This is a genomic window from Priestia sp. FSL R5-0597 (genome assembly GCF_038006305.1).
Classification (GTDB): Bacteria; Bacillota; Bacilli; order Bacillales; family Bacillaceae_H; genus Priestia; species Priestia zanthoxyli.
Map to the genome: position 1 here is coordinate 3,973,686 of NZ_JBBOUZ010000001.1, position 22,054 is coordinate 3,995,739.

Consider the following 22,054-nt stretch of genomic DNA (forward strand, 5'->3'; position numbering starts at 1 on the left):
CACGCACATTATCGAGAGATGGCGGATCTAACAAACTCTCTTGCTTCTAAATCTACTTCTTTAATAGTAGATAAACAAGGTTTCTGTATTACAGTATGTTCATTCATTGCTTTTTCAATCACATCTTCAATTTGTAAAAATGTAATGTGACCATCTAGAAAGGCTTGAACAGCTTCTTCATTAGCTGCATTTAAAACAGTCGGAAGTGTTCCACCCGCTTTGCCAGCCTCAAATGCAAAAGCTAAACAGCGAAAACGCTCTTCATCCATTTTAGCGAAGTGAAGCTGACCAATATCCGCCAAACTTAAACGCTTGGTGTCAGGCAAAGACATGCGTCTTGGATACGTTAACGCGTATTGAATTGGCACGCGCATATCGGGCGTTCCAAGCTGAGCAATAACGCTTGTATCAGAATACTCTACCATAGAATGAATGATGCTTTCCTTATGTAACAATACATCAATTTTCTCATAGGGAAGATCAAAAAGCCAATGTGCTTCAATCACTTCTAGTCCCTTATTCATCATCGTTGCCGAATCAATTGTAATTTTAGCTCCCATTGACCAGTTTGGATGATTTAACGCATCTTCAACCGTTACTCCCTGTAGTTCTGCTCTCGTCTTATCTCGAAAGCTCCCTCCAGAAGCCGTTAAAATTAAACGGTCTATTGCTTTTTGATCTTGCCCTTGCAAACTTTGAAAAATAGCTGAATGCTCACTGTCTACCGGTAAAATATCAGCGCCATATTCCTTGGCTGCTTCCATGACAAGGTGACCAGCGGTAACAAGTGTCTCCTTATTTGCAATAGCAATTGTTTTTCTCATTTTGATTGCTTCTAGCGTAGGAGTCAACCCTACACTTCCAAGAACAGCGTTTACCAACACTTCTGTAGAAGGATGAGTTGCTACTTCCACAAGTCCTTCTTCTCCATAAACAAATCGAATAGAAGGGAATTCTGCTTGCAGTGACAGACAATCTTCTTTCTTCATTACAGAAACAAGGGCTGGCTTACACTGCTGAATAATCTTTCTTGCTTCGTTAATATTTCGACCTACAGAGATTGCTGAGAGCTCAAAATGCTCAGGATGCGCTCGAACAATATCAACGGTTTGAGTACCGATTGAACCTGTAGCTCCTAACAAGGAAATTTTCTTCAAGTATATTCACTCCTATTAAAACAAAGACATCTTTTTTATAGAGATAATAAAAAAGCTAAAATTGGCATGATGAACATTAAACTGTCAAAACGGTCTAAAATCCCACCATGACCCGGTAAAATTTTTCCTGAATCTTTTACGCCATAGTGACGTTTGAACGCTGATTGTACAAGATCACCCATCTGTCCAAATAACGATACGATAATACCAATTACAAGTAGCTCGATCATAGTTTGATCAATATTTGCTAACAGCTTAAATACAACGGCTACTATAATAGCGCATACGACGCCACCAACAAAACCTTCAATTGTTTTATTGGGACTGATTTCCGGCCATAGCTTTCGTTTCCCCATTGCTCGTCCAATAAAATAAGCTCCGGAATCCGTCGCCCAAATAATAAGGAAAGCAAAGAACAAATAAGCTAACCCGAACTCTTGACGAACCTCGATAAAATAATGAAAGCCAAAACCAACATATACTGTTGTTAATAAAATAAACCCAACGTCATCGAAGGTAAATTTATTTTTAACTACAACCGTGTACATTAATAAAAGAAGGACAGCAGCAAGCGCTACTTCTATCTTATGTTCACTTAAGAATTGAAATGCAACATCTCTTCCGTTTGGTAGTAAAAACACCCAAGTTAGTAATAAACTAATGATACTTGGAAAAGACATTGCTTTCAAATGTTTCATTTTTAAAAGCTCAATTACACCAACTGTTCCGATCACATACATGATAAGGGTAAAAGGTAACCCTCCAATTAAAACAATCGGCACAAATACCGCAAGTGCTACAATCGCGGTGATAATGCGCTGTTTCATCTTGTTTTCCACACCTTCTTATACACCACCAAAGCGGCGACCGCGCTTTTGAAACGCCTCGACTGCTTCGATTAAATGATTTTCTTTAAAATCTGGCCATAATACTTTTGTAAACCAAAACTCTGTGTACGCTAGCTGCCAAAGCATAAAGTTACTTAAGCGAAGCTCACCACTTGTGCGAATAAGCAAATCCGGATCTGGAAGGCTTTTGCTCATTAAATAGGAAGAAAATAAATTTTCTGAAATAGAAGAGGAAGCCACTTTTCCCTGTTCTACATCTTCTGCCAATGACCGAATAGCGCCCACAATTTCGTGACGGCTACCGTAATTAAGCGCGAAGTTTAAAATCATCCCCGTGTTATGCTTTGTTTTTTCAATTGCCTTATCCACGGCTCGAATCGTATGGGCAGGGAGCTCACTTTTATCTCCCATAATACGAACTTGCACATTTTTTTCAATTAGCTCAGGCAAAAAGGTTGTTAAAAATTCCTCTGGCAGTTTCATTAAAAACTCAACTTCAGTTTTGGGGCGCTTCCAATTTTCAGTGGAAAATGCATATAAAGTTAATACTTTAACACCTAATTCATTGGCCAGTCTGGTCACATGACGTACTACTTTCATTCCTTCATGATGGCCCATCATGCGAGGAAGAGCTCGTTTTTGCGCCCAACGACCGTTCCCATCCATAATAATTGCAATATGTTCAGGAACAGGGTGCTGTTTCACTTGATCTTTTCGTTCTGACAAAGACAGTGTATTTAAATCTTGACTTTTCTTCCATGCTTGAAATTTTCTTAACATGCAAAGGTCCCCCGTTGTACGCTCTCACATAAACGTGTAGCTTATGTGAGTTTTTTCTTACTACACATTATTAACAAAAAAACCCCCTGTAAACAATAGAGGGTCTTTTACAATATATTTTACCTTGAAATGACTTAAACTGCCATAATTTCTTCTTCTTTATCTTTTGCCACTTTATCCACTTTTACGATATGGTCATCTGTTAGTTTTTGAATGTCATCACTGTAGCCGCGTAGATCGTCTTCAGTAATTTCACCTTTTTTCTCTAACTTTTTGAAATCATCGTTTGCATCACGGCGTACGTTACGAACCGCAACTTTTGCTTCTTCAGCATATTTTTTAACCATTTTCACTAACTCACGACGACGCTCTTCCGTTAAAGCAGGAATCGATAAACGGATAATAGTTCCATCGCTTGTAGGTGTTAATCCTAAATCAGATTTTAAAATAGCTTTTTCAACTTCACCAATTTGTGATTTGTCATAAGGCTGAATAACAAGCATACGAGCTTCCGGTACGCTTACTTGCGCCAATTGGTTAATCGGTGTTGGTGCACCGTAGTATTCTACCGTTACGCGGTCAAGAAGTGACGCGCTTGCACGTCCAGCGCGAATTGATGCTAGTTCGCGGCTAAATGATTGAATTGCTTTTTCCATTCTTTCTTTTGCGTTTTGCAACACTTGTTTTGGCATGTTTATTTCCCCTTTACAATTGTTCCAATGTTTTCGCCTGTAACGGCACGTTTAATATTGCCTTCTTCCGTAATTGAGAAAACAATTAGCGGAATATCGTTGTCCATACATAATGAAGAAGCTGTAGAATCCATAACAGCTAGTCCATCTTTTAAAACATCAATATATGTTAATGTTTCATATTTTACAGCATCAGGTACAAGCTTAGGATCTGCATTATAAACGCCATCTACGTTGTTTTTAGCCATTAAGATAACGTCAGCTTCGATTTCAGCTGCACGCAAAGCTGCTGTTGTATCTGTAGAGAAATAAGGGTTTCCTGTACCCGCAGCGAAAATAACAACGCGTTTTTTCTCAAGATGTCGAACAGCTTTTCTTCTAATATAAGGCTCTGCTACTTGTCTCATCTCGATAGAAGTCTGAACTCGTGTTTGCACACCAATGTTCTCTAAGCTATCTTGAAGAGCCAGCGAGTTCATTACTGTTGCTAGCATTCCCATATAATCAGCAGCTGCACGATCCATACCCATTTCACTACCAATTTTACCACGCCAAATGTTTCCACCACCAACGACTACAGCAATTTCCACACCTAATTCATAAACGGCTTTTACTTGTTCAGCAACAGATTTGATGATGGATGGGTTAATACCAAAACCATCTTCACCAGCTAATGCTTCTCCACTTAACTTTAATACGATACGATTATATTTTGCTTGACTCATGCTTACCTCCATCGTTAACGGTGAGATCTCTTTTGTAAAAAAGGGAACACACAGTGTTCCCTATACGGTCAAACCCTTACTTTTTAACTTGGTTCATTACTTCTTCAGCGAAGTTGTCTTGACGTTTCTCAATACCTTCTCCTACTTCAAAACGAACGAAGCTTTCAACAGTAGCGCCTTTGCTCTCAACGAACTGACGTACTTTTTGATCAGGATTTTTAACAAATGTTTGATCTAGTAAGCAAATATCTTCGAAGAATTTGCCAAGGCGACCTTCAACCATTTTTGCAACGATTTTTTCTGGTTTGCCTTCGTTTAATGCTTGTTGAGTCAATACTTCGCGCTCACGCTCAGTTTCTTCAGCAGAAACTTGGTCACGAGAGATGTATTTAGGGTTGATTGCAGCGATGTGCATAGCAACGTCTTTTGCAACAGCTTCTTCAGTTGTACCAGATAATACTGTTAACACACCGATACGTCCGCCAGCATGTAGGTAAGCACCGAATGCATCAGCATCAGTTTTTGTTGCTACAGCGAAACGACGTAGAGATAATTTTTCTCCGATTGTAGCGATTGCAGAGTTGATGTGTTCTTCAACAGTTGCACCGTTTTCCATTTTTTGAGTAGCAGCTTCAGCAGCGTCAGCTGGTTTGTTAGCTAAGATGTGAGCAGCTAATTCTTTTGTTAATTTTTGGAAACCTTCGTTTTTCGCAACGAAATCAGTTTCAGAGTTAACTTCTAAGATAACAGCTTCGTTACCTTGAGTTTCGATGTAAGTTAGACCTTCAGCAGCAATACGGTCTGATTTTTTAGCAGCTTTTGCAATACCTTTTTCACGTAAGAAATCGATTGCTTGCTCCATATCACCGTTAGTTTCAGTTAACGCTTTTTTACAATCCATCATACCAGCGCCTGTTTTTTCACGTAGTTCTTTTACCATTTGAGCAGTAATTGCCATAATGTGTAGCCTCCTTGTTTGGGTATGTAATTAATGTATATAAATGGGTTAAATCTTTTCAAAAAAAGGTGATAAAAGGCTATTCCCTCTTATCACCTTTCACGGAATTAAGCAGTAGTTGTTTCAGTTTCAACTGCTGTTTCTTCACCTTGTTTAGCTTCTAGAATAGCATCAGCAACTTTAGAAGTTAAAAGTTTAACAGCACGAATTGCATCATCGTTTGCAGGGATTACATAATCAATTTCGTCTGGATCACAGTTAGTGTCTACGATACCAACGATTGGAATGTGTAATTTTTTAGCTTCCGCTACTGCAATACGCTCTTTACGAGGGTCAATGATGAATAATGCATCTGGAAGTTGTTTCATATCTTTAATGCCGCCTAAGAATTTTTCAAGACGCTCTAACTCTTTTTTAAGTTGAACTACTTCTTTCTTAGGTAGTACTTCGAAAGTACCGTCTTCTTGCATTTTTTCGATATCTTTTAAACGTTTGATACGTTTTTGGATAGTTGAGAAGTTAGTTAATGTACCACCTAACCAACGTTGGTTAACAAAGTACATACCAGCGCGAGCTGCTTCTTCTTTAACAGAATCTTGAGCTTGTTTTTTCGTACCTACGAATAAAACAGTACCGCCGTCTGCAGCTAATTCTTTAACGAATTTGTACGCTTCTTCTACTTTCTTAACTGTTTTTTGAAGATCGATAATGTAGATGCCGTTACGCTCAGTGAAGATATATTTCTTCATTTTTGGGTTCCAACGGCGAGTTTGGTGACCGAAATGTACACCAGCTTCTAGTAATTGTTTCATTGAAATTACTGACATGTGTTTTTCCTCCTAATGGTTTTAAGTCTCCTCCGCTTATATCATCTTCAGCCGAAACTACAAAAAGTAGCACCATCAACCGAATCAACAAGCGTGTGTAATAACACCAAAAACTAATATAGCATACTCCTTTTTCACAAGCAAGCGTTTCATTAAGTTTATTGATGAAATTTCAATAATAATTCAATTTCAGTTTTCCCTCTGTGTAAATGTTTTGCAATTTCTTCAATTGTTAAACCTTTTCCCTTTAAATAAACGGAAAATTCTTTTATCTCTTCACCTGACAAATCTTGAATTTGGTCTGTAGTTAATTCATCAAAAGATGTGCTTATATGTTTCTGATTTTCTTCTATAGAGAGAAGTTCATGCAGCGACTGGGAAGGCTCACTTTTTAGATCCACCCTTTGAACAGGCACGTCTTCTTCATCTACCAAAGGTGATTTGGCGCTGCTTTCTTCCATTTCGGAAGAAAGCGAAGTTGAACGCTCACGAAGCTGCCGTAAAAACTGCTCGTTTTGTTCCTGAAATTCAGCGAGATATGAACTCATTGCAGCTTCCATTTTATTTATATTTTGCTGGTGCAAGCGTTCAATCCTTTTCACTTTGGTCACTTGCATATATAAAAGAATAATGCAAAACAGTGATAGACCATGAATTAAAAAACTAACTGTGAGTAAAAACCCCATCACTTTACCTCTTTGTTAAATTATTTTGCTTAAACTCGTACGCATTTTAAACAGCGCTTTCGAATGAATTTGAGAAATGCGTGAAGTGGATAGCCCTAACAGCTGCGCGATCTCTGTGAAAGTCAACTCCTCTTTATAAAATAATGAAACAACAAGCTGCTCTTTTTCATTTAGCTGCCCGATAACTTCAGCGAGCTCTTGATATCGTTCGTCGTTAATTAGCTCCTCTTCAGGAGAGAGCGTTTTTTCATCTTTAATCGTGTATTTTTGCTCTCCATCTTCATACTCTTTTGGCTGTTCTTCCATTGACAAAACGTTAGCTAAGAAGCCTTCATTCATTGTATGAACAACATCTGCTTCTGTCATGCCTACTTCTTTTGCAACCTCACTTGGTGCAACTCTGCGCAAGTATCTTTGTTCAAGTGCTTCTGTTGCTTGCTCAATTCTTTTCGTCTTTTCCCTTGCGCTTCTTGATAACCAATCTTCTTTACGAAGCCCGTCTATTATCGCCCCTCGAATTCGAAAAGACGCATATGTATCAAACTTTAAGTCTCTACCGTAATCAAACTTTTCCAAAGCATCGTAAAGGCCGATTAATCCTAAACTACGAAGCTCTTCTTTATGAATATTCTTCGGCAGCCCTACACTAATCCGCTGAACGTGATAGTTAACAAGCGGCATATACTTTTTAACAAGCATGTTTCCCGCATGGGAGTCTCTCGTCTCTATCCATTCCTGCCAAATTTTATGTTCTTCAACTTCTTGTATACTTTTCAAGGGTCTTTCAACTCCTTTTTATAGCGCTATTAAACGGTCAACGGTCAGAGCGCGCTTTATATCGTTTTTATCCCTTCATTAATCGTACGAACCTTTAAAATAGCCGTTTGAGGATCAAATTCAATTGTGCGTCCGTTGTGTCCTCCTGTAGCTTTTGCTGCAATTTCTACACTGTTTCTATGCAGTTCTCTCTCCACTGCTTGAACATTTCGAAGGCCAATTCGCATCACATCATTTCTTGGTTCAAATTGAAACATCTGTGCGCCCCCTGCTATTTTTGCTTTTAATAATCTTCTATGTGCACCTTGTTTAATCAACATATTTATCAAATCAAAAATGGCTGTATCTGCATATTTAGCTCTATTAAAAGGACATTTAGCCCCGCTTGAATCGGGAAGCATTACATGAGCGAGCCCAGCTACTGAGTGAACAGAGTCGTAAACGACAACTCCTACACATGACCCTAATCCCGCTGTTCGAAGCACTGCGGGTGCATGTGTAACATTCATCTCGGCAATTCCTACCTTAATCACTTGTTTATCATCTCTCACGATTCTTCAACTCCTACAAACTTCAGCGTGATATCCATTATTCGCTTGGCTCACTGGAGGTGGTCTTCTAAAGAGAGCACTTTAGGTAAATTTAGAAGAACAATTAAACGGCTATCTACTTTAACAACTCCGTTCAAGTATTCTACAGCTGTTCCTTCAACTGTTTCAGGCACTGAAGCAATCGTTTTTTCATCAATGTCTACTACATCATTTGCCGCATCCACAATCAAACCTGCTTCTACATCATTAAGACGAACCATAATAATACGTGTCAGCTCATGGTTAAGCTGTTCTTGTAAGTTAAAACGAGTGCGCAAATCAATAATCGGTGTAATAACACCGCGAAGATTAATAACACCTTTTACATATTCTTTTACTCCAGGAACGCGTGTTATGTGCTGAATCTTTTCAATCGATTGCACTTCTTCTACTGAAATTCCGTACTCCTCGTCCCCCAATTGAAACACAATAATTTTCATGCCTTTCTCCCTTTCTTTTTACAGCATTTGTTATTTGATCAAAGCGTTGCAATCAATGATAAGTGCTACTTGTCCATCGCCTAAAATCGTGGCTCCTGAAATAGCAAATACACCCGGCAGATAATGACCTAAAGATTTTAAAACGATTTCCTGCTGACCGATAAAAGAATCAACAATTAGCCCGGCGGTCTTTTCTCCTTTTTTCACAATAACGACGGAATAATGATCTCTTTGTACCGAGTTAGGCACAGTAAATAGTTCTTTTAAATCAATAAGAGGAATAATGGCTCCTCGAAAGTCAATAACCTTTTGACCATGTACATGCATGACCTCTTTCGGCTGAACAATAGCTGTTTCAATAATCGAAGAAAGCGGTAAGGCATAGCGCTCTTCACTCATTTGCACGAGTAAAGCAGAAATGATAGACAGAGTGAGCGGCAGTTGAATAGAAAAACGCGAACCGTATCCTTCGTTAGAATCGATCGTTACAGAACCCCCTAGCGATTCAATCGTGTTTTTCACGACATCTAGACCTACTCCTCGTCCGGAAACATCTGAAATTTGTTCAGCCGTCGAAAAGCCCGAAGCGAAAATGAGCTCGTACACTTGTTTATCCGTCAGCGTTTCAGCAGTTTCCCCATCGATAATTCCTCGATCTAACGCTTTTTGCAATACCTTTTCACGATTGATGCCCGCCCCGTCATCTTCTAAATCAATAAAGACATGATTTCCGCTATGATAAGCTTTAAGGCGAATCGTTCCCTTTTCATTCTTTCCGTTCTTTAAGCGTGCTTGAGGCATTTCAATTCCGTGGTCAACGGCATTTCTTAATAGGTGAACAAGCGGATCTCCAATTTCATCAATGACGGTCCGGTCCAACTCTGTATCAGCTCCGACAATTTGAAGTTCAATTTGTTTCCCTAAATCTTTTGAAAGCTGTCTCACCATACGGGGAAACCGATTAAAAACGGTTTCTACAGGCACCATACGCATATTTAAAATAATCGTTTGCAAATCTCCAGAAATACGGGACATCCGCTCTACCGTTTCGTCTAATTCGCTATTATTCAATTCTTTTGATATTTGTTCTAACCTGCCTCTATCAATAACTAGTTCTTCAAACAAGTTCATGAGACTGTCCAAACGGTCAATATTGACTCGAATCGTCTTGTTATTTGAGAGCTGTCTTTTCTCTTCAACAGGCGATTTAGAAGGTGCTGACACAGTAACTTCCTGTATAGCTGCTGCTTCTTCTTGTGAAACAAGCTCCTGCATTTCTGTCTCCTTTTTTATGGGGACCGCAGCAATTTTCACGCTTTCTACTTCAGAGACCTCCATAATGCTCGCCTTCAGCTTTTCTTGCGATTCGCTTGTTACTAATATAACGATAAAAGATGATTCAAATTTTTCTTGTTCGATATCTTGAACAGTTGGCGCTGATTTAATGACGTCTCCCACTTGCCCTAACACATCAAATACCATATATGCACGTGCAGCTTTTAACAGACAGGTGCGTTCGAGCTGTACGGTTATTTCAAACGCATTAAATCCTTGCCCTGCTGTTTGACTGAGCAGCGTTTGTACGAACTCATCATACTCAATAGAAGAAGCCGCATGCTCTGCTGCGGGTTCCTCTGCTACAATACGCTGCAGCTTTTGAACAAGCAATTTGACATCAAGCTGACCATCGCCGCCTTCAGAAATAGATTGAACCATTATTTCTAGCGCATCGACTGATTCAAACAAAGCATCAAGAACTTCCGTGTGAGCGTCGATTTGATGATTTCGAACGGCATCTAGCACGTTTTCCATTTTGTGAGTTAATTGTGCTAAATCATCAAATCCCATTGTTGCAGACATACCTTTTAACGTATGAGCAGACCGAAAAATTTCATTTACATAACCAAGATCATCGGTATTTTTTTCAAAACGCATTAGCTGGTCGTTAACGTTTTGAAGATGTTCCTTGCTTTCTTCAATAAACACTTCTAGATATTGATTCATATCCATCGTAACTTTCCCTCCTATTTCTGTGCGTAGCGAGAAATAAAGCTTCCAACGTTTCGCAGCGGTTCAATATAATCAACAAGCTTTGTAGAAACAGCTGATTTGGGCATCCCATAAATGACAGCTGTTTCTTTAGATTCAGCCAATATAAGCGCGTCTTTATTTTTCTTTAAATCAATAATGCCTTCCGTTCCATCCGCCCCCATTCCCGTCAACACAATAGCAAGCTTTTGATAACCTGAAATTTTACTAATCGACTGAAACAAACGATCCACTGAGGGGCGATGTCCCTTTACAGGTGAAGAAGTGTCTAAACAAATGCTGAGCTGTCCTTCTTTCTCTACAACCGTCATATGAAAACCTCCAGGCGCAATGTACGCACATCCTGAGCGCGCGATTTCATTGTCTTGTGCTTCTTTCACTTCAATATCAGCTAGCTGATCTAGTCTAACCGCTAATGATTTTGTGAAATTTGGAGGCATATGTTGCACAATAAAAATAGGTGCGTGTATGTCTTTTGAAACAGTTGATAATACTTCTTGCAGCGCACGCGGTCCTCCAGTAGAAGTGCCAATACAAATCATTTTGTTCACTTTCGTCCCCATCGGGAGGTTATATACACTTCTGTTTTGCACGTGCTGATGACTGCTTGAAGATATGTTGGCTTTACTAGCAAGCAATAGTTTAGAGATAAGCTCATCTTTCACTTTATGTAAGTCCAGCGAAATAGCTCCCGAAGGTTTAGCAACAAAATCAACTGCGCCGTACTGCATAGCGGTCAGCGTATTTTCAGCCCCTTCTATTGTTGTACTCGATAACATGACAACAGGAAGGGGCTTCACACGCATAAGCTGCTTTAACATATCTAAGCCATTCATTTTAGGCATTTCGATATCAAGTGTCACAATGTCTGGCGACAGCTCGAGCGCTTTTTTCAACCCTTCTTCACCGTTACGTGCGGTACCCACAACGTGAAAACGACTGTCACATGCTAAAAAATCGCCGATTAGCTTTCGCATAAATGCAGAATCATCTACAATAAGCACCTTTATTTCATTCACTCTCATTTCCTACCTTTCAAGAAAAAATCGTTTGAGGCGCCGAATAAACATTCCCTCGTTTTTAGCCGTTATCCTATTGTCTTGAGGAATAAGAATATTCACCATTTCTATTAGTGATACACTTGCTTTAGATGTTGGGTTTTGAAGCAAAAAAGGCATTTGGCGATTGACCGCTTTCTGGACAGCTTGATCGTTTGGCACAATACCTAATAGAGAAATAGATATGTTCAAAAACTGCTGAACAGCTCGGTTAAATCGTTCATACGTCTCATTTCCTTCTTTGTCAGAAAGCGTTTTGTTAATAATAAGACGAACCGGTGCTGATACAGAATAGGAAGCTGCTAGCTTAATAGCAGCGTAAGCATCTGTGATAGATGTAGGTTCGGGTGTTGTGACCACGATCATTTCATCTACAGCTTTTAAAAACTTAAGCACACTCTCTGACATGCCCGCTCCCATATCAAAAATCATGTAATCGTATTGATTTGTCAAAGAACTCAATTCTTGTATTAAATGAGCAAGGTCCGATGGAGACCATTCAAATACAGAGGAAACTCCCGTTCCACCAGCCACATAAGCTAAATCTTCAGGACCTTTTTTAATAATTTGCTGGATGGAAAGCTTTTTTTCTAGCAAATCAACCATCGTATAGGAAGCAGTTTGTCCAATCAAAATATCAATATTTCCCATCCCTATATCCATGTCAAAAAGAAGAACTCTTTGCTTTTGCTTCGTTAGCGCAAGAGATAAGTTTAATGATAGATTCGACTTTCCAACTCCTCCTTTTCCGCTTAACACGGCTATCGTTTTACAATTCCTTAAAGAGTTTTGATGTTTCTTTAACACTTTTTCTCTTAAAACTGCTGCTTGATCATTCATCTTTCCAATCTCCAAACACATCGTCGATAAACTCTTCTATTTTAAATGACGAAACATCTTCTGGTACATCCTGCCCGTTTGTTGTAAAAGCAGCTCGTTGGCCGTAACGATACAACATATTTAAAAGCGAGCCTTTGTGAGTTGTTTCATCTCGCTTCGTAAAAATCAGTTGATCAACAGGGAGACTAGCAAAACGTTCATATATAGCTTTCATATCTGATGCTTTTGACGTTAGTGCTAGAACAAGAAACGTTTGCAAATCTTCTTGAAACGTAATAATTTTCTTTAAATCATTTACATATTGCGGTTCTAAAAAGTTACGGCCTGCTGTGTCAATAAAAATCACATCGTATGCTTTTGTTTCCAGCAAAGCTTTTTTAAAATCTTCTCCGTTATAGCAAATCGTTAAAGGCGCATTTAAGATCGAAGCGTACGTCTTGAGCTGCTCAATCGCTGAAATTCTATAGGTGTCCGTTGTGATAAATGCTATTTTTTGATTTTGTTCTAGGACACACTTTGCAGCCAATTTAGCAAGAGTGGTTGTTTTACCGACACCTGTTGGCCCTACTACACTTACATATTTTTTGAAAGGACCGCTCCATTCACTTGCTTTAAACTGATTGGTAAACCAGTTTTTCGTCCACTTCATGAGTTGGTTTGAGTTAGGGCGGCGATGTAAGTAGTAGTACTCTAGCATAGGAGCCTCCAAGTTTTCTAAAATAGCTTCGTCTATTTCTTGCAAACGCAAATAAGCAAGCACATCTTCCACTACTTTTGGATATGAACCTGAAGAAACCTTTGGCATTTGACTCATTTGTGAGACAAGAGTATTTAACTCACTGAGCTGCTGCTTCATAAAAGATTGATTATCTTCCATACTGGGTTCTGGCGGCGCTGAGTTCTTCTTTACGCTCAGCTTTTCTACGGGATCGACAGCTGCCAATACTTCTATTTTCGCCTTAGTAAATAAGCCAAGAAAACCTCCTGTTCGAATTTGTTTCGAATGTAAAATAACCGCTTCCTCACCTAAATCTGAACGAATGGCTTTCATAGCTTGCGGCATAGATTCTACTACATATTTTTTTACTTTCATCAGATATCCACCACTCCAACACTTTGAACTTCAACATTTGCTTCTAACTCGTTATATGATAAAACCGCCATATGAGGAAAATACCGCTCAGTGATTTGACGCACGTACATCCTCACTGCAGGAGAACATAACACAATTGAAGACTGTTCTTGAAAAGAAAGTGTTTCTATTTGCTTAGCTATACTTTCCACAATAGCTTGTGAAACGTTAGGGTCTAGTGATAAATAGTTCCCATGCTCCGTTTGTTGAACAGCTTCCGCCATCGTTTTTTCAACTTTTCCTGAAAGGGTAAGAACTCGAAGCAGACCTTCTTGGACCGTATATTGACTGGTAATTTGCCTTGCAAGTCCTTGCCTGACATATTCAGTTAACAAATCGGTGTCTGACGTCATTTTTCCGTAGTCGGCCAGCACCTCAAAAATAATGGGTAAATTTCGAATTGAGACGCTCTCTTTTAAAAGTTTTGCCAGTACCCTTTGAATGTCTCCAACGGAAAGCGGATTAGGCGTTACTTCCTCAATTAAAATAGGATACGTTTCTTTTGTGTGATCAATTAGTTGCTTTGTCTCCTGCCTTCCAATCAGCTCATGCGCATACGATTTTATAACTTCTGTTATGTGCGTAGACACAACCGACGGTGGGTCCACAACGGTATACCCAAACATCTCAGCCTGCTCCTTCACCGACTCGCTAATCCATTTCGCAGGCATTTTAAAAGCTGGTTCTAACGTATCAATTCCTTCAATCAACTCATCATCCATTCCGGGACTGATTGCTAAGTAGTGATCGAGCAGCAGCTCCCCTTTCGCCACTTCATTGCCCTTTATTTTAAGACAGTATTCGTTGGGCTGAAGCTGAATGTTATCTCTGATACGAACAACTGGAATGACTAATCCTAGCTCAAGTGCCAGCTGGCGCCTAATCATAACAATTCGATCGAGTAAATCGCCTCCTTGATTCGTATCAGCAAGCGGAATTAATGCATACCCAAATTCAAATTCAATCGGATCAACGCTTAATAGATTGACAACACTCTCTGGACTTTTCATTTCATTGTCTTCTAGCTCTTCTTCAGTAGGGGCCATTTCTTCACGAACCGCCTGATTTTTAGCCTGAGACAAATAATAGCCTCCCACACCTAATAAAATAGCAATAGGCATTGTAATGACATCATTAATTGGCGTGATTAAACCAAGAGCGGCAATTGTTCCTCCAGTTACATAAAGCATAACGGGAAAAGCAAACAGCTGCCGTGTAATATCTTCGCTCAAATTGCCTGTTGAAGCAGCTCTCGTGACGATAATTCCCGTCGCTGTTGAAATCATGAGGGCTGGAATTTGACTCACTAATCCATCGCCTACTGTTAACAAAGTAAACGTTTGGGATGCTTCAGTGATGGACATTCCCATTTGCAGCATGCCGATAATAATTCCAAACAAGATGTTAATAAGGGTAATGACAATCCCTGCAATGGCATCACCTTTGACAAATTTACTAGCTCCATCCATTGCTCCGTAAAAATCTGCTTCGCGCTGAATTTTTTCACGGCGGTCAATTGCTTGTTTTTCTGAAATCATACCTGCATTTAAATCTGCATCAATGCTCATTTGTTTCCCTGGCATCGCATCCAAGGTAAAACGTGCGGCTACTTCAGAAACACGCTCCGCTCCTTTTGTAATAACGAGAAACTGAATGATAATTAAAATAATAAAGACAACAAACCCCACTAACGGATTTCCACCAATCACGAAGTGGCCAAATGTTTCCACTACTCCGCCTGCTTCTCCTGTTCCTAAAATTGAACGGGTTGTCGATACGTTCAAACCTAATCGAAACAGCGTAAGAACCAGCAGCAAAGACGGAAACACCGATAGCTCTAAAGGTTCTTTCATGTTCATGGAAACGAGCAGTACAAGCAGCGCAAGAGAAATGTTAATCATGATTAAAATACTTAATAACCATGAAGGCAACGGAATAACAAGCATAACGATAATGAGTACAACACCTATAACAACTGGCAGTTCTCTTGCAGACATTAATTTTTCTCTCCTTACAATAGCGTAACGTTACATTTTATTTTGAATGCGGTATACGTAAGCTAATATTTCAGCCACCGCTTTAAAAAACTCTTCTGGAACCGCATCCCCTACTTTGGTTTGATCAAAAAGCGCTCTTGCCAGCGGGCGGTTCTCTACCATGATAATTTCATGACTTTTGGCAATTCCTTTGATCTTTTGAGCAATAAAATCTACGCCGCTGGCTACAACATAGGGAGCATCCATTTTTTCTTCATCATATTTTAAAGCAATGGCATAATGAGTAGGGTTTGTAATGACGACATCTGCTTTTGGAACTTCTTGCATCATGCGAGACATTGCCATTTCACGCTGCTTTTGCTTTATTTTTGATTTGATTAGAGGATCTCCTTCAATGTTTTTATGCTCATCTTTGATATCTTGCTTTGACATTCGAATATTTTTCTCGAAATCAAACTTTTGGTACAAATAATCAAGCAGCGATAAAAATAAAAGCATAAGCGAAGCTGCAAGTCCCATTTGAAAAACAAGCTTAGACAGAACAACCAGCGAGTCCCCTATACTTTTTTGAGATAAATTTAATACATCTTCTATGTGAATCCATAAGATAAAAAACGTGACGGCTCCGATACACATAATTTTCAGCGTTGACTTGATTAGTTCTACCAGCGCTCTCATGGCAAAAATTCGTTTGGCTCCGCTAATAGGGTTAATCTTTTCTAACTTAGGCTGAAGGGACTCCGTGGAAAAAAGAATGCCAACCTGCATATAATTCGCTCCGAGCGCAGCAACAAAAGCTGCGAGCATGACAGGACCCGCTGCAAGAGCAATTGAAGGAAGAAGATGCTTAAACATCGCAAATACGCGCTCTGCCGTCACTTCCTCAAGCATATACGTTTGAAAAGCTTCTCTTAACAGCTTCATCATTTGCTGTAAAAATTGTTTGGCTCCAAACAAAAAATAAAGAAAAACCATTAAAAGAATGAGCGCAGTGGTAACGTCTTGACTTTTAGCTACCTGTCCTTTTTTTCGAGAGTCCTGCTTTTTTTTAGGTGTAGCTTTTTCCGTTTTTTCTCCTGCAAAAAATTGCAAATCAACTTTTACTAAAAACAAAGCTACACCCCTCCTAATATGCGGATCATCGCGCGCATCGCTTCTATCATTTGTTCAAATATGATTTGCATCATATAAAACATGCTCCCCATCACTACAATTAGTAAAATAAAAGCAACGATGATTTTCACCGGAAATCCAACTACGAAAATATTTAACTGCGGAACCGTTCTCGCGACGATGCCAAGCGCGATATCGACTAAAAATAATGAACCAACCAAAGGCAAAGACATTTGAACGGCTACTAAAAACATCGATGAAAAAACAGTTATGATGTGTGTAGCAAATGCTTGGCTTCCCACAGGGAAAGCTACTTTGTCTAACGGAATAATTAAATAACTATTATAAATGCCATCTATTAATAAATGATGCCCATTGGTCGATAATAAAAATAGAAGAGCAAATACATATAAATATTGACCTAGTATCGGACTTTGCGCCCCTGTCTGCGGGTCTATTACATTGGCAATGGCAAACCCAATTTGAAAATCGATGAGACCTCCGGCGATTTGAATAGCCATAATAAATACATACGCAGTCAAACCAATAAACAACCCAACAGCACATTCTTTTACTACTAAAAGTACAAACTGTGCATCTAACGAAACGACGGGTAAATCAATCGTTGTCGCAATAATGACGGATAGCGAGGCAGACAAACCTACCTTATGAACTGCGGGAATCGTTTTGTATGAAAATAGCGGAACAGTGATGAAAAAAGACGTTACCCGCACTAGTACTAGTAAAAACGCGGGATAGGATAAGATCAACTGACTCATAGCTATCCTACGTACCGATACAGATTTGCAAAAATTTCATATGTAAATGAAATCATTTTCGATAACATCCACGGACCAAAAAATACAATCCCTACTAAGACCGCTACAATCTTAGGAACAAAAGCAAGAGTTTGCTCTTGAATTTGGGTAGTTGCTTGAAAAATACTAATAATGAGCCCAACTACAAGGGCCAGCAGTAATAGAGGACCAGATACAATTAAAATCGTATACACGCCTTTTTCTGCTAACGAAATGACAAATTCTCCATTCATTGTCTATCACCTATTGAAAACTTATTAATAATGATTTAACAACTAAATTCCAGCCGTCAACCAGTACAAATAGTAAAATTTTAAATGGGAGCGAAATCATAACGGGAGGAAGCATCATCATTCCCATAGACATCAGCACGCTTGCTATAATCATATCGATAATGAGAAAAGGAATAAAAATCATAAATCCAATTTGAAATGCCGTCTTTAGCTCACTGATCGCATAAGCTGGAACGAGCGCAGTTAAGGGAATATCTTGAACAGAGGATGGTTTATCTATATCCGCATATTCTAAAAAAAGAGCTAAATCTTTTTGTCTTGTATGAGCACTCATAAATTCTTTCATTGGTTCAGCTGCTTTTTTATAGGCTTGATTCAACGTGATTTTTTCTTTTAAAAGCGGCTGAAGCGCCTGTTCATTTACCTGAGAAAAAGTTGGTGCCATAATAAAAAATGTTAAAAACAGCGATAAACCAACTAATACTTGATTAGGAGGCATTTGCTGTGTCCCAAGCGACGTACGTACAAATGAAAGCACAATGACAATTCGTGTAAAGCAGGTCATCATGATTAAAATTCCAGGAGCTACTGAAAACACCGTCAGCAGCAACAAAAGCTGGACAGAAGTTGAAATATTTGTAGGACTGCTCGAGTTAAAGAGATTCATCACTTCATTCATCGTTCTTTTTGTTCCTTTCTAACTCTTTCAGTGCGTTTTGTCTTTTTATTTTCATTTCATTCATTTCTCGCTGAAAAAGCTGCTGAAAAGAATGACTAGATTTCTCTTCTTTTTTAGAAGTGAATTTTTCTAAAAAAGACGGTAGTACGACTTTATATTCGCCCTCGTTTTTCTGTTGTTCCTCATACTGCGTAAGCAGCTGCTGTTTCTCTTGCCCTGTAATTTCTGAAAGAAGCTGCACATTTTCACCGACTCCAATAACAAAAAGCTGATTTCCAACTTTGACTACTTGTACAGACTTGCTGCTTCCAACATTTGTACCACCCAAGTTTTGTACGACTTTATTTTTTTGTAGCAGCCTTCCTTTTTTATTTACAAATTTTAAGAGCGCAAAAAGCAGCCCAATTACAAGTAAAAACGCGAATATCATCTTCACGATATCTCCAGCTGAAAGCGCAGGCGTCGCCTGGAGTTCAGTTTTTTCTTTTGAATCAGTACTCTCACTCTCTGAACACTTCTCCGTTTTCTCCAAACATTCTTTTACCGATGCAGATCCACTTTCTGCATAGACGATTTGATTTGATCCTGCTAATACGCTTATTAACAGCGCAACAATTACGAACTTTCGCAGCAATGTCTGCCACCTCTTACTTCAACATAGTGTAAGATTAGCGGGAAAGTCCCGCCAATCTGTTGTTTATCCAATTGCTTTTGAAATTGCCTCTAATACACGATCTGCTTGAAACGGCTTAACGATAAAATCTTTTGCCCCTGCTTGAATGGCATCAATCACCATTGCCTGCTGTCCCATCGCTGAACACATGATCACCTTGGCATCACTTTTTATGTTTTTAATTTCTTTTAAGGCCGTAATTCCATCCATTTCAGGCATCGTAATATCCATTGTGACAAGATCTGGTGCATGCTCTTTAAATAACTCCACAGCCTGCTGGCCATCTGCCGCTTCCGCTACTACTTCATATCCATTTTTCGTTAAAATATCTTTAATCATCATGCGCATGAATGCAGCATCATCTACAATTAAAATTCGGTTTCCCATCTCTACTCCTCCTAAAAATCATTACTTTAGTTTGTTAATACGGTCTCTTTGACTAATAATATCAGTTACGCGAACGCCAAAATTCTCGTCAATGACGACCACTTCACCTTTTGCAATTAATTTGCTATTAATCAAGATATCTACCGGTTCGCCTGCTAGTTTATCAAGTTCAATGATTGCACCAGAAGATAATGCTAAAATCTCTTGAACCGTTCGCTTAGTCCTTCCAAGCTCCACGGTAACTTGAAGCGGGATATCAAGCAGCATGTCTAAATTTCGCGAATCCCCTTGAGGAGAAGACACGTGCTCGAACTCTGAAAACGATGCGGGCTGAACATCAACTGGTACACGAACAGGTTCTGCCTGCTGTGTTTCTTCATGCTGTATGTATTCAGCTGCCGGCGGTTCTGTTTGCTTTTCGTTAAGGTCTGATTCTTTTTCAATAGAAGCTGCGGTACCTTCTGCGCTTGGAACTAAGAGCTCTTCCACCAAACTTTTGGCAAAAGATATCGATAACAGCTGCATAATATTCGAATCGATTAATGTGCCTACCTTCAAATTAAAAGAGACTTTTACAAAGACGTCATCTTGGGGAATCAGCTCTGTGCCTTCCCCTTTTTGAATATTTAAAATATCTAAGCTCGGCGGAGAGATATCAATTTTCTTTTGAAATACCGTAGACATAGACGTCGCTGCAGAACCCATCATTTGATTCATCGCTTCCTGCACTGCACTCAGCTTAATTTCATCCATGATTTCCGTCGGATTCTCTCCCGTTCCACCAAGCATCAAATCTGAAATAACAGCTGCATCTTCATGTTTAATAACTAACAAATTCGTACCAGAAAAGCCTTCTGTGTACTGAACTTGCACAGCGACATGAGGATTTGGAAATTCATCCGTCAGCTCTTCTTTATACACGAGCGATACAAACGGTGTGGTAATATCGACTTTTTGATTCAATAAAGCCGACAGCGCTGTTGCTGAACTGCCAAACGAAATATTTCCAATTTCGCCAAGCGCGTCTTTTTCCATTTCCGTAAAGTAATCGTCTACTTGACTTGACTTATTCGGCTCTGAAAACTCGTCAAGTGAAGAAGTTCCTTTTAACAACGCATCAATTTCATCTTGCGAAAGCATGTCATCGTTCATTCCTTTCGTTCCTCCTCTTAACATCATCTAGAATTTGCACAGCGACTTTCCGACTGACTTTTCCAGGCTGTGCAATAAATTTAGGTTGTTCTCCGACGTAAATAGTTAACGGATTATGAACGCTTGTTTGCAGTCGAATAACATCTCCCTCATCTAATGCTAGGAAATCTTCAATGGAAATATCCGCTTTTCCTAGCTCGGCTACAACCTGCAATTCCGCATCATTGATTTGTTCCTTTAGCTGCTCAACCTCTTGTACGTTAGGTTCTTTTTTCGAAGATTGCATCCAGTAATGAACGGACAGTTTGGACACAATCGGCTCAAGCGTCACGTGCGGAATACATAGATTGATCATGCCCGTTTCATCTCCAATTTGTACGTTTAATGAAATGACGATGACAATTTCATTTGGTGAAATTACCTGCAAAAACTGAGGATTCACTTCAAACTCTGATGTTTCAGGTTCAATTTCCGCAATAGAACTCCAAGCTTCTCTCATACTGTCTAACGTTTTCTCTAACAAGTTTCGAACCAAGCTCGTTTCAATCTCCGTTAAGTTACTAATTTTCCCACCGCTCTCGCCTTGTCCCCCGAGCAAGCGGTCAAGCATCGCATAGGCAATGTTCGGATTGACTTCCATAATGATATGCCCTTCTAAAGGAGGGACGGCTATCACGTTTAAGATGGTTACTTTCGGAACAGAGCGAATGAACTCCTCATACGGAATTTGATCCACTGATACAACGGACACTTGTACAACGTTACGAAGCTGCGCCGAAAAGACGTTAATTAACATGCGCGCATAATTTTCATGAATTCGCGTCAAACTGCGAATCTGATCTTTCGAAAAACGCAGGGCGCGTTTAAAATCATATGTACGAATACGCTGTTTTTTATTTTCCTTTTTTAACTCATCCGCATCCATCTCTCCGGTTGATAACGCGGATAATAGGGCATCAATTTCATTTTGTGATAATACATCCCCAGCCACTAGCTTCCCTCCCTTTTTCTTTACTGCAACACTTTAGACGTTGTATAAATTTTAACAACATGTCCGTTTTCCATTAATTGATCAATTTGCTTTGCAATATCTGTTTCTAACGTACTGAGCCCTTGCGTTCCTTCAAAATCTTGAGCACTCATATCGGAGAGCCGTTTGATAATAATGTCTCTTACTTGAAAGTCTCTTTTTTGAAGCTCTGCTGCCGCTTTTTTACTATCCATTTGAATTTTAAAGGAGATGCTGATGTAGTTATTGCTTTTTAAATTGGTTTTAATATCCGTTACATCTGCAGAAGCTTTAATCACATCGTCGATAGATGGACCTTTTTCAGTACCTGCCTGCTCCGTATACTTTAACGTCACAATAACCGCAATGCTTCCTATTAAAGTAAGAGAAAGCAGGATAATAATCATCTTACTAATTAGCTTATTTTTGAACAC

General features: G+C 39.3%; 25 protein-coding genes. All 25 read right to left on the reverse strand.

The genetic code is table 11. From position 1 onward, the window contains the following. Nucleotides 1-8: 8 nt before the first annotated feature. Complete coding sequence (gene dxr, locus MKX72_RS21010) at nucleotides 9-1,157, reverse strand: 1-deoxy-D-xylulose-5-phosphate reductoisomerase (protein WP_033579795.1); 1,149 nt, start codon at nucleotides 1,155-1,157, stop codon at nucleotides 9-11. Between the two features lie 35 nt (nucleotides 1,158-1,192). After that, nucleotides 1,193-1,984: a phosphatidate cytidylyltransferase gene (locus MKX72_RS21015; RefSeq protein ID WP_028411407.1), complete on the reverse strand. Its 792-nt coding sequence runs from the start codon at nucleotides 1,982-1,984 to the stop codon at nucleotides 1,193-1,195. 18 nt (nucleotides 1,985-2,002) lie between these two features. Then, nucleotides 2,003-2,785, reverse strand: a complete 783-nt coding sequence (locus MKX72_RS21020) for an isoprenyl transferase (RefSeq protein WP_028411408.1) — start codon at nucleotides 2,783-2,785, stop codon at nucleotides 2,003-2,005. A 134-nt stretch (nucleotides 2,786-2,919) separates the two neighbouring features. Next, entirely contained in the window at nucleotides 2,920-3,477 is a 558-nt protein-coding gene (frr, locus tag MKX72_RS21025; protein WP_013058847.1) for a ribosome recycling factor, read from the reverse strand. Between the two features lie 2 nt (nucleotides 3,478-3,479). Continuing rightward, nucleotides 3,480-4,202: a UMP kinase gene (pyrH, locus tag MKX72_RS21030; RefSeq protein ID WP_028411409.1), complete on the reverse strand. Its 723-nt coding sequence runs from the start codon at nucleotides 4,200-4,202 to the stop codon at nucleotides 3,480-3,482. A 76-nt stretch (nucleotides 4,203-4,278) separates the two neighbouring features. Further along, a complete protein-coding gene (tsf, locus tag MKX72_RS21035) occupies nucleotides 4,279-5,160 on the reverse strand; it encodes a translation elongation factor Ts (protein ID WP_013058849.1) in 882 nt (293 codons plus the stop codon). Nucleotides 5,161-5,267: 107 nt separating this feature from the next. Further along, nucleotides 5,268-5,987, reverse strand: a complete 720-nt coding sequence (rpsB, locus tag MKX72_RS21040; protein ID WP_013058850.1) for a 30S ribosomal protein S2 — start codon at nucleotides 5,985-5,987, stop codon at nucleotides 5,268-5,270. 158 nt (nucleotides 5,988-6,145) lie between these two features. Then, nucleotides 6,146-6,673: a hypothetical protein gene (locus MKX72_RS21045; protein WP_033579793.1), complete on the reverse strand. Its 528-nt coding sequence runs from the start codon at nucleotides 6,671-6,673 to the stop codon at nucleotides 6,146-6,148. 15 nt (nucleotides 6,674-6,688) lie between these two features. Then, nucleotides 6,689-7,450: a FliA/WhiG family RNA polymerase sigma factor gene (locus MKX72_RS21050; protein WP_155007672.1), complete on the reverse strand. Its 762-nt coding sequence runs from the start codon at nucleotides 7,448-7,450 to the stop codon at nucleotides 6,689-6,691. A gap of 56 nt (nucleotides 7,451-7,506) precedes the next feature. Further along, a complete protein-coding gene (locus MKX72_RS21055) occupies nucleotides 7,507-8,001 on the reverse strand; it encodes a chemotaxis protein CheD (protein WP_028411411.1) in 495 nt (164 codons plus the stop codon). 50 nt (nucleotides 8,002-8,051) lie between these two features. After that, the gene (locus MKX72_RS21060) at nucleotides 8,052-8,480 is read right to left on the reverse strand and encodes a chemotaxis protein CheW (protein WP_014458457.1); all 429 of its coding nucleotides are present in this window, start codon (nucleotides 8,478-8,480) and stop codon (nucleotides 8,052-8,054) included. Between the two features lie 30 nt (nucleotides 8,481-8,510). Then, on the reverse strand, nucleotides 8,511-10,490 hold the full coding sequence (locus MKX72_RS21065) for a chemotaxis protein CheA (protein ID WP_155007671.1): 1,980 nt from the start codon (nucleotides 10,488-10,490) through the stop codon (nucleotides 8,511-8,513). Nucleotides 10,491-10,504: 14 nt separating this feature from the next. Beyond that, a complete protein-coding gene (locus MKX72_RS21070) occupies nucleotides 10,505-11,548 on the reverse strand; it encodes a protein-glutamate methylesterase/protein-glutamine glutaminase (protein WP_033579791.1) in 1,044 nt (347 codons plus the stop codon). Nucleotides 11,549-11,557: 9 nt separating this feature from the next. Beyond that, the gene (locus MKX72_RS21075) at nucleotides 11,558-12,427 is read right to left on the reverse strand and encodes a MinD/ParA family protein (RefSeq protein ID WP_155007670.1); all 870 of its coding nucleotides are present in this window, start codon (nucleotides 12,425-12,427) and stop codon (nucleotides 11,558-11,560) included. Then, nucleotides 12,420-13,520, reverse strand: coding sequence for a flagellar biosynthesis protein FlhF (locus MKX72_RS21080; RefSeq protein WP_049166124.1), 1,101 nt, complete (start codon nucleotides 13,518-13,520; stop codon nucleotides 12,420-12,422). Before MKX72_RS21080 ends, MKX72_RS21075 begins: the two co-directional genes overlap by 8 nt. Next, nucleotides 13,520-15,556: a flagellar biosynthesis protein FlhA gene (gene flhA, locus MKX72_RS21085; RefSeq protein WP_155007669.1), complete on the reverse strand. Its 2,037-nt coding sequence runs from the start codon at nucleotides 15,554-15,556 to the stop codon at nucleotides 13,520-13,522. The genes MKX72_RS21080 and flhA overlap by 1 nt, the downstream gene beginning before the upstream one ends. 30 nt (nucleotides 15,557-15,586) lie before the next feature. Then, nucleotides 15,587-16,669, reverse strand: a complete 1,083-nt coding sequence (gene flhB / locus MKX72_RS21090) for a flagellar biosynthesis protein FlhB (protein ID WP_033579789.1) — start codon at nucleotides 16,667-16,669, stop codon at nucleotides 15,587-15,589. Between the two features lie 2 nt (nucleotides 16,670-16,671). Beyond that, a complete protein-coding gene (gene fliR, locus MKX72_RS21095; RefSeq protein WP_028411419.1) occupies nucleotides 16,672-17,448 on the reverse strand; it encodes a flagellar biosynthetic protein FliR in 777 nt (258 codons plus the stop codon). A 2-nt stretch (nucleotides 17,449-17,450) separates the two neighbouring features. Then, nucleotides 17,451-17,720, reverse strand: coding sequence for a flagellar biosynthesis protein FliQ (gene fliQ, locus MKX72_RS21100; protein WP_033579787.1), 270 nt, complete (start codon nucleotides 17,718-17,720; stop codon nucleotides 17,451-17,453). Between the two features lie 10 nt (nucleotides 17,721-17,730). Continuing rightward, a complete protein-coding gene (gene fliP / locus MKX72_RS21105) occupies nucleotides 17,731-18,399 on the reverse strand; it encodes a flagellar type III secretion system pore protein FliP (RefSeq protein ID WP_028411420.1) in 669 nt (222 codons plus the stop codon). Continuing rightward, complete coding sequence (locus MKX72_RS21110) at nucleotides 18,392-19,033, reverse strand: flagellar biosynthetic protein FliO (RefSeq protein ID WP_028411421.1); 642 nt, start codon at nucleotides 19,031-19,033, stop codon at nucleotides 18,392-18,394. The genes fliP and MKX72_RS21110 overlap by 8 nt, the downstream gene beginning before the upstream one ends. Nucleotides 19,034-19,096: 63 nt before the next feature. Further along, nucleotides 19,097-19,459 carry a response regulator gene (locus MKX72_RS21115; protein WP_033579786.1) on the reverse strand — a complete coding sequence of 121 codons (363 nt, stop codon included), beginning with the start codon at nucleotides 19,457-19,459 and terminating at the stop codon, nucleotides 19,097-19,099. Nucleotides 19,460-19,480: 21 nt separating this feature from the next. Beyond that, on the reverse strand, nucleotides 19,481-20,611 hold the full coding sequence (fliY, locus tag MKX72_RS21120; RefSeq protein WP_258524416.1) for a flagellar motor switch phosphatase FliY: 1,131 nt from the start codon (nucleotides 20,609-20,611) through the stop codon (nucleotides 19,481-19,483). Continuing rightward, nucleotides 20,601-21,602 (reverse strand): flagellar motor switch protein FliM, encoded by a 1,002-nt coding sequence (gene fliM / locus MKX72_RS21125; protein ID WP_034265235.1) that lies wholly within the window; start codon nucleotides 21,600-21,602, stop codon nucleotides 20,601-20,603. The genes fliY and fliM overlap by 11 nt, the downstream gene beginning before the upstream one ends. Nucleotides 21,603-21,622: 20 nt before the next feature. Next, a complete protein-coding gene (gene fliL, locus MKX72_RS21130) occupies nucleotides 21,623-22,054 on the reverse strand; it encodes a flagellar basal body-associated protein FliL (protein WP_049166132.1) in 432 nt (143 codons plus the stop codon).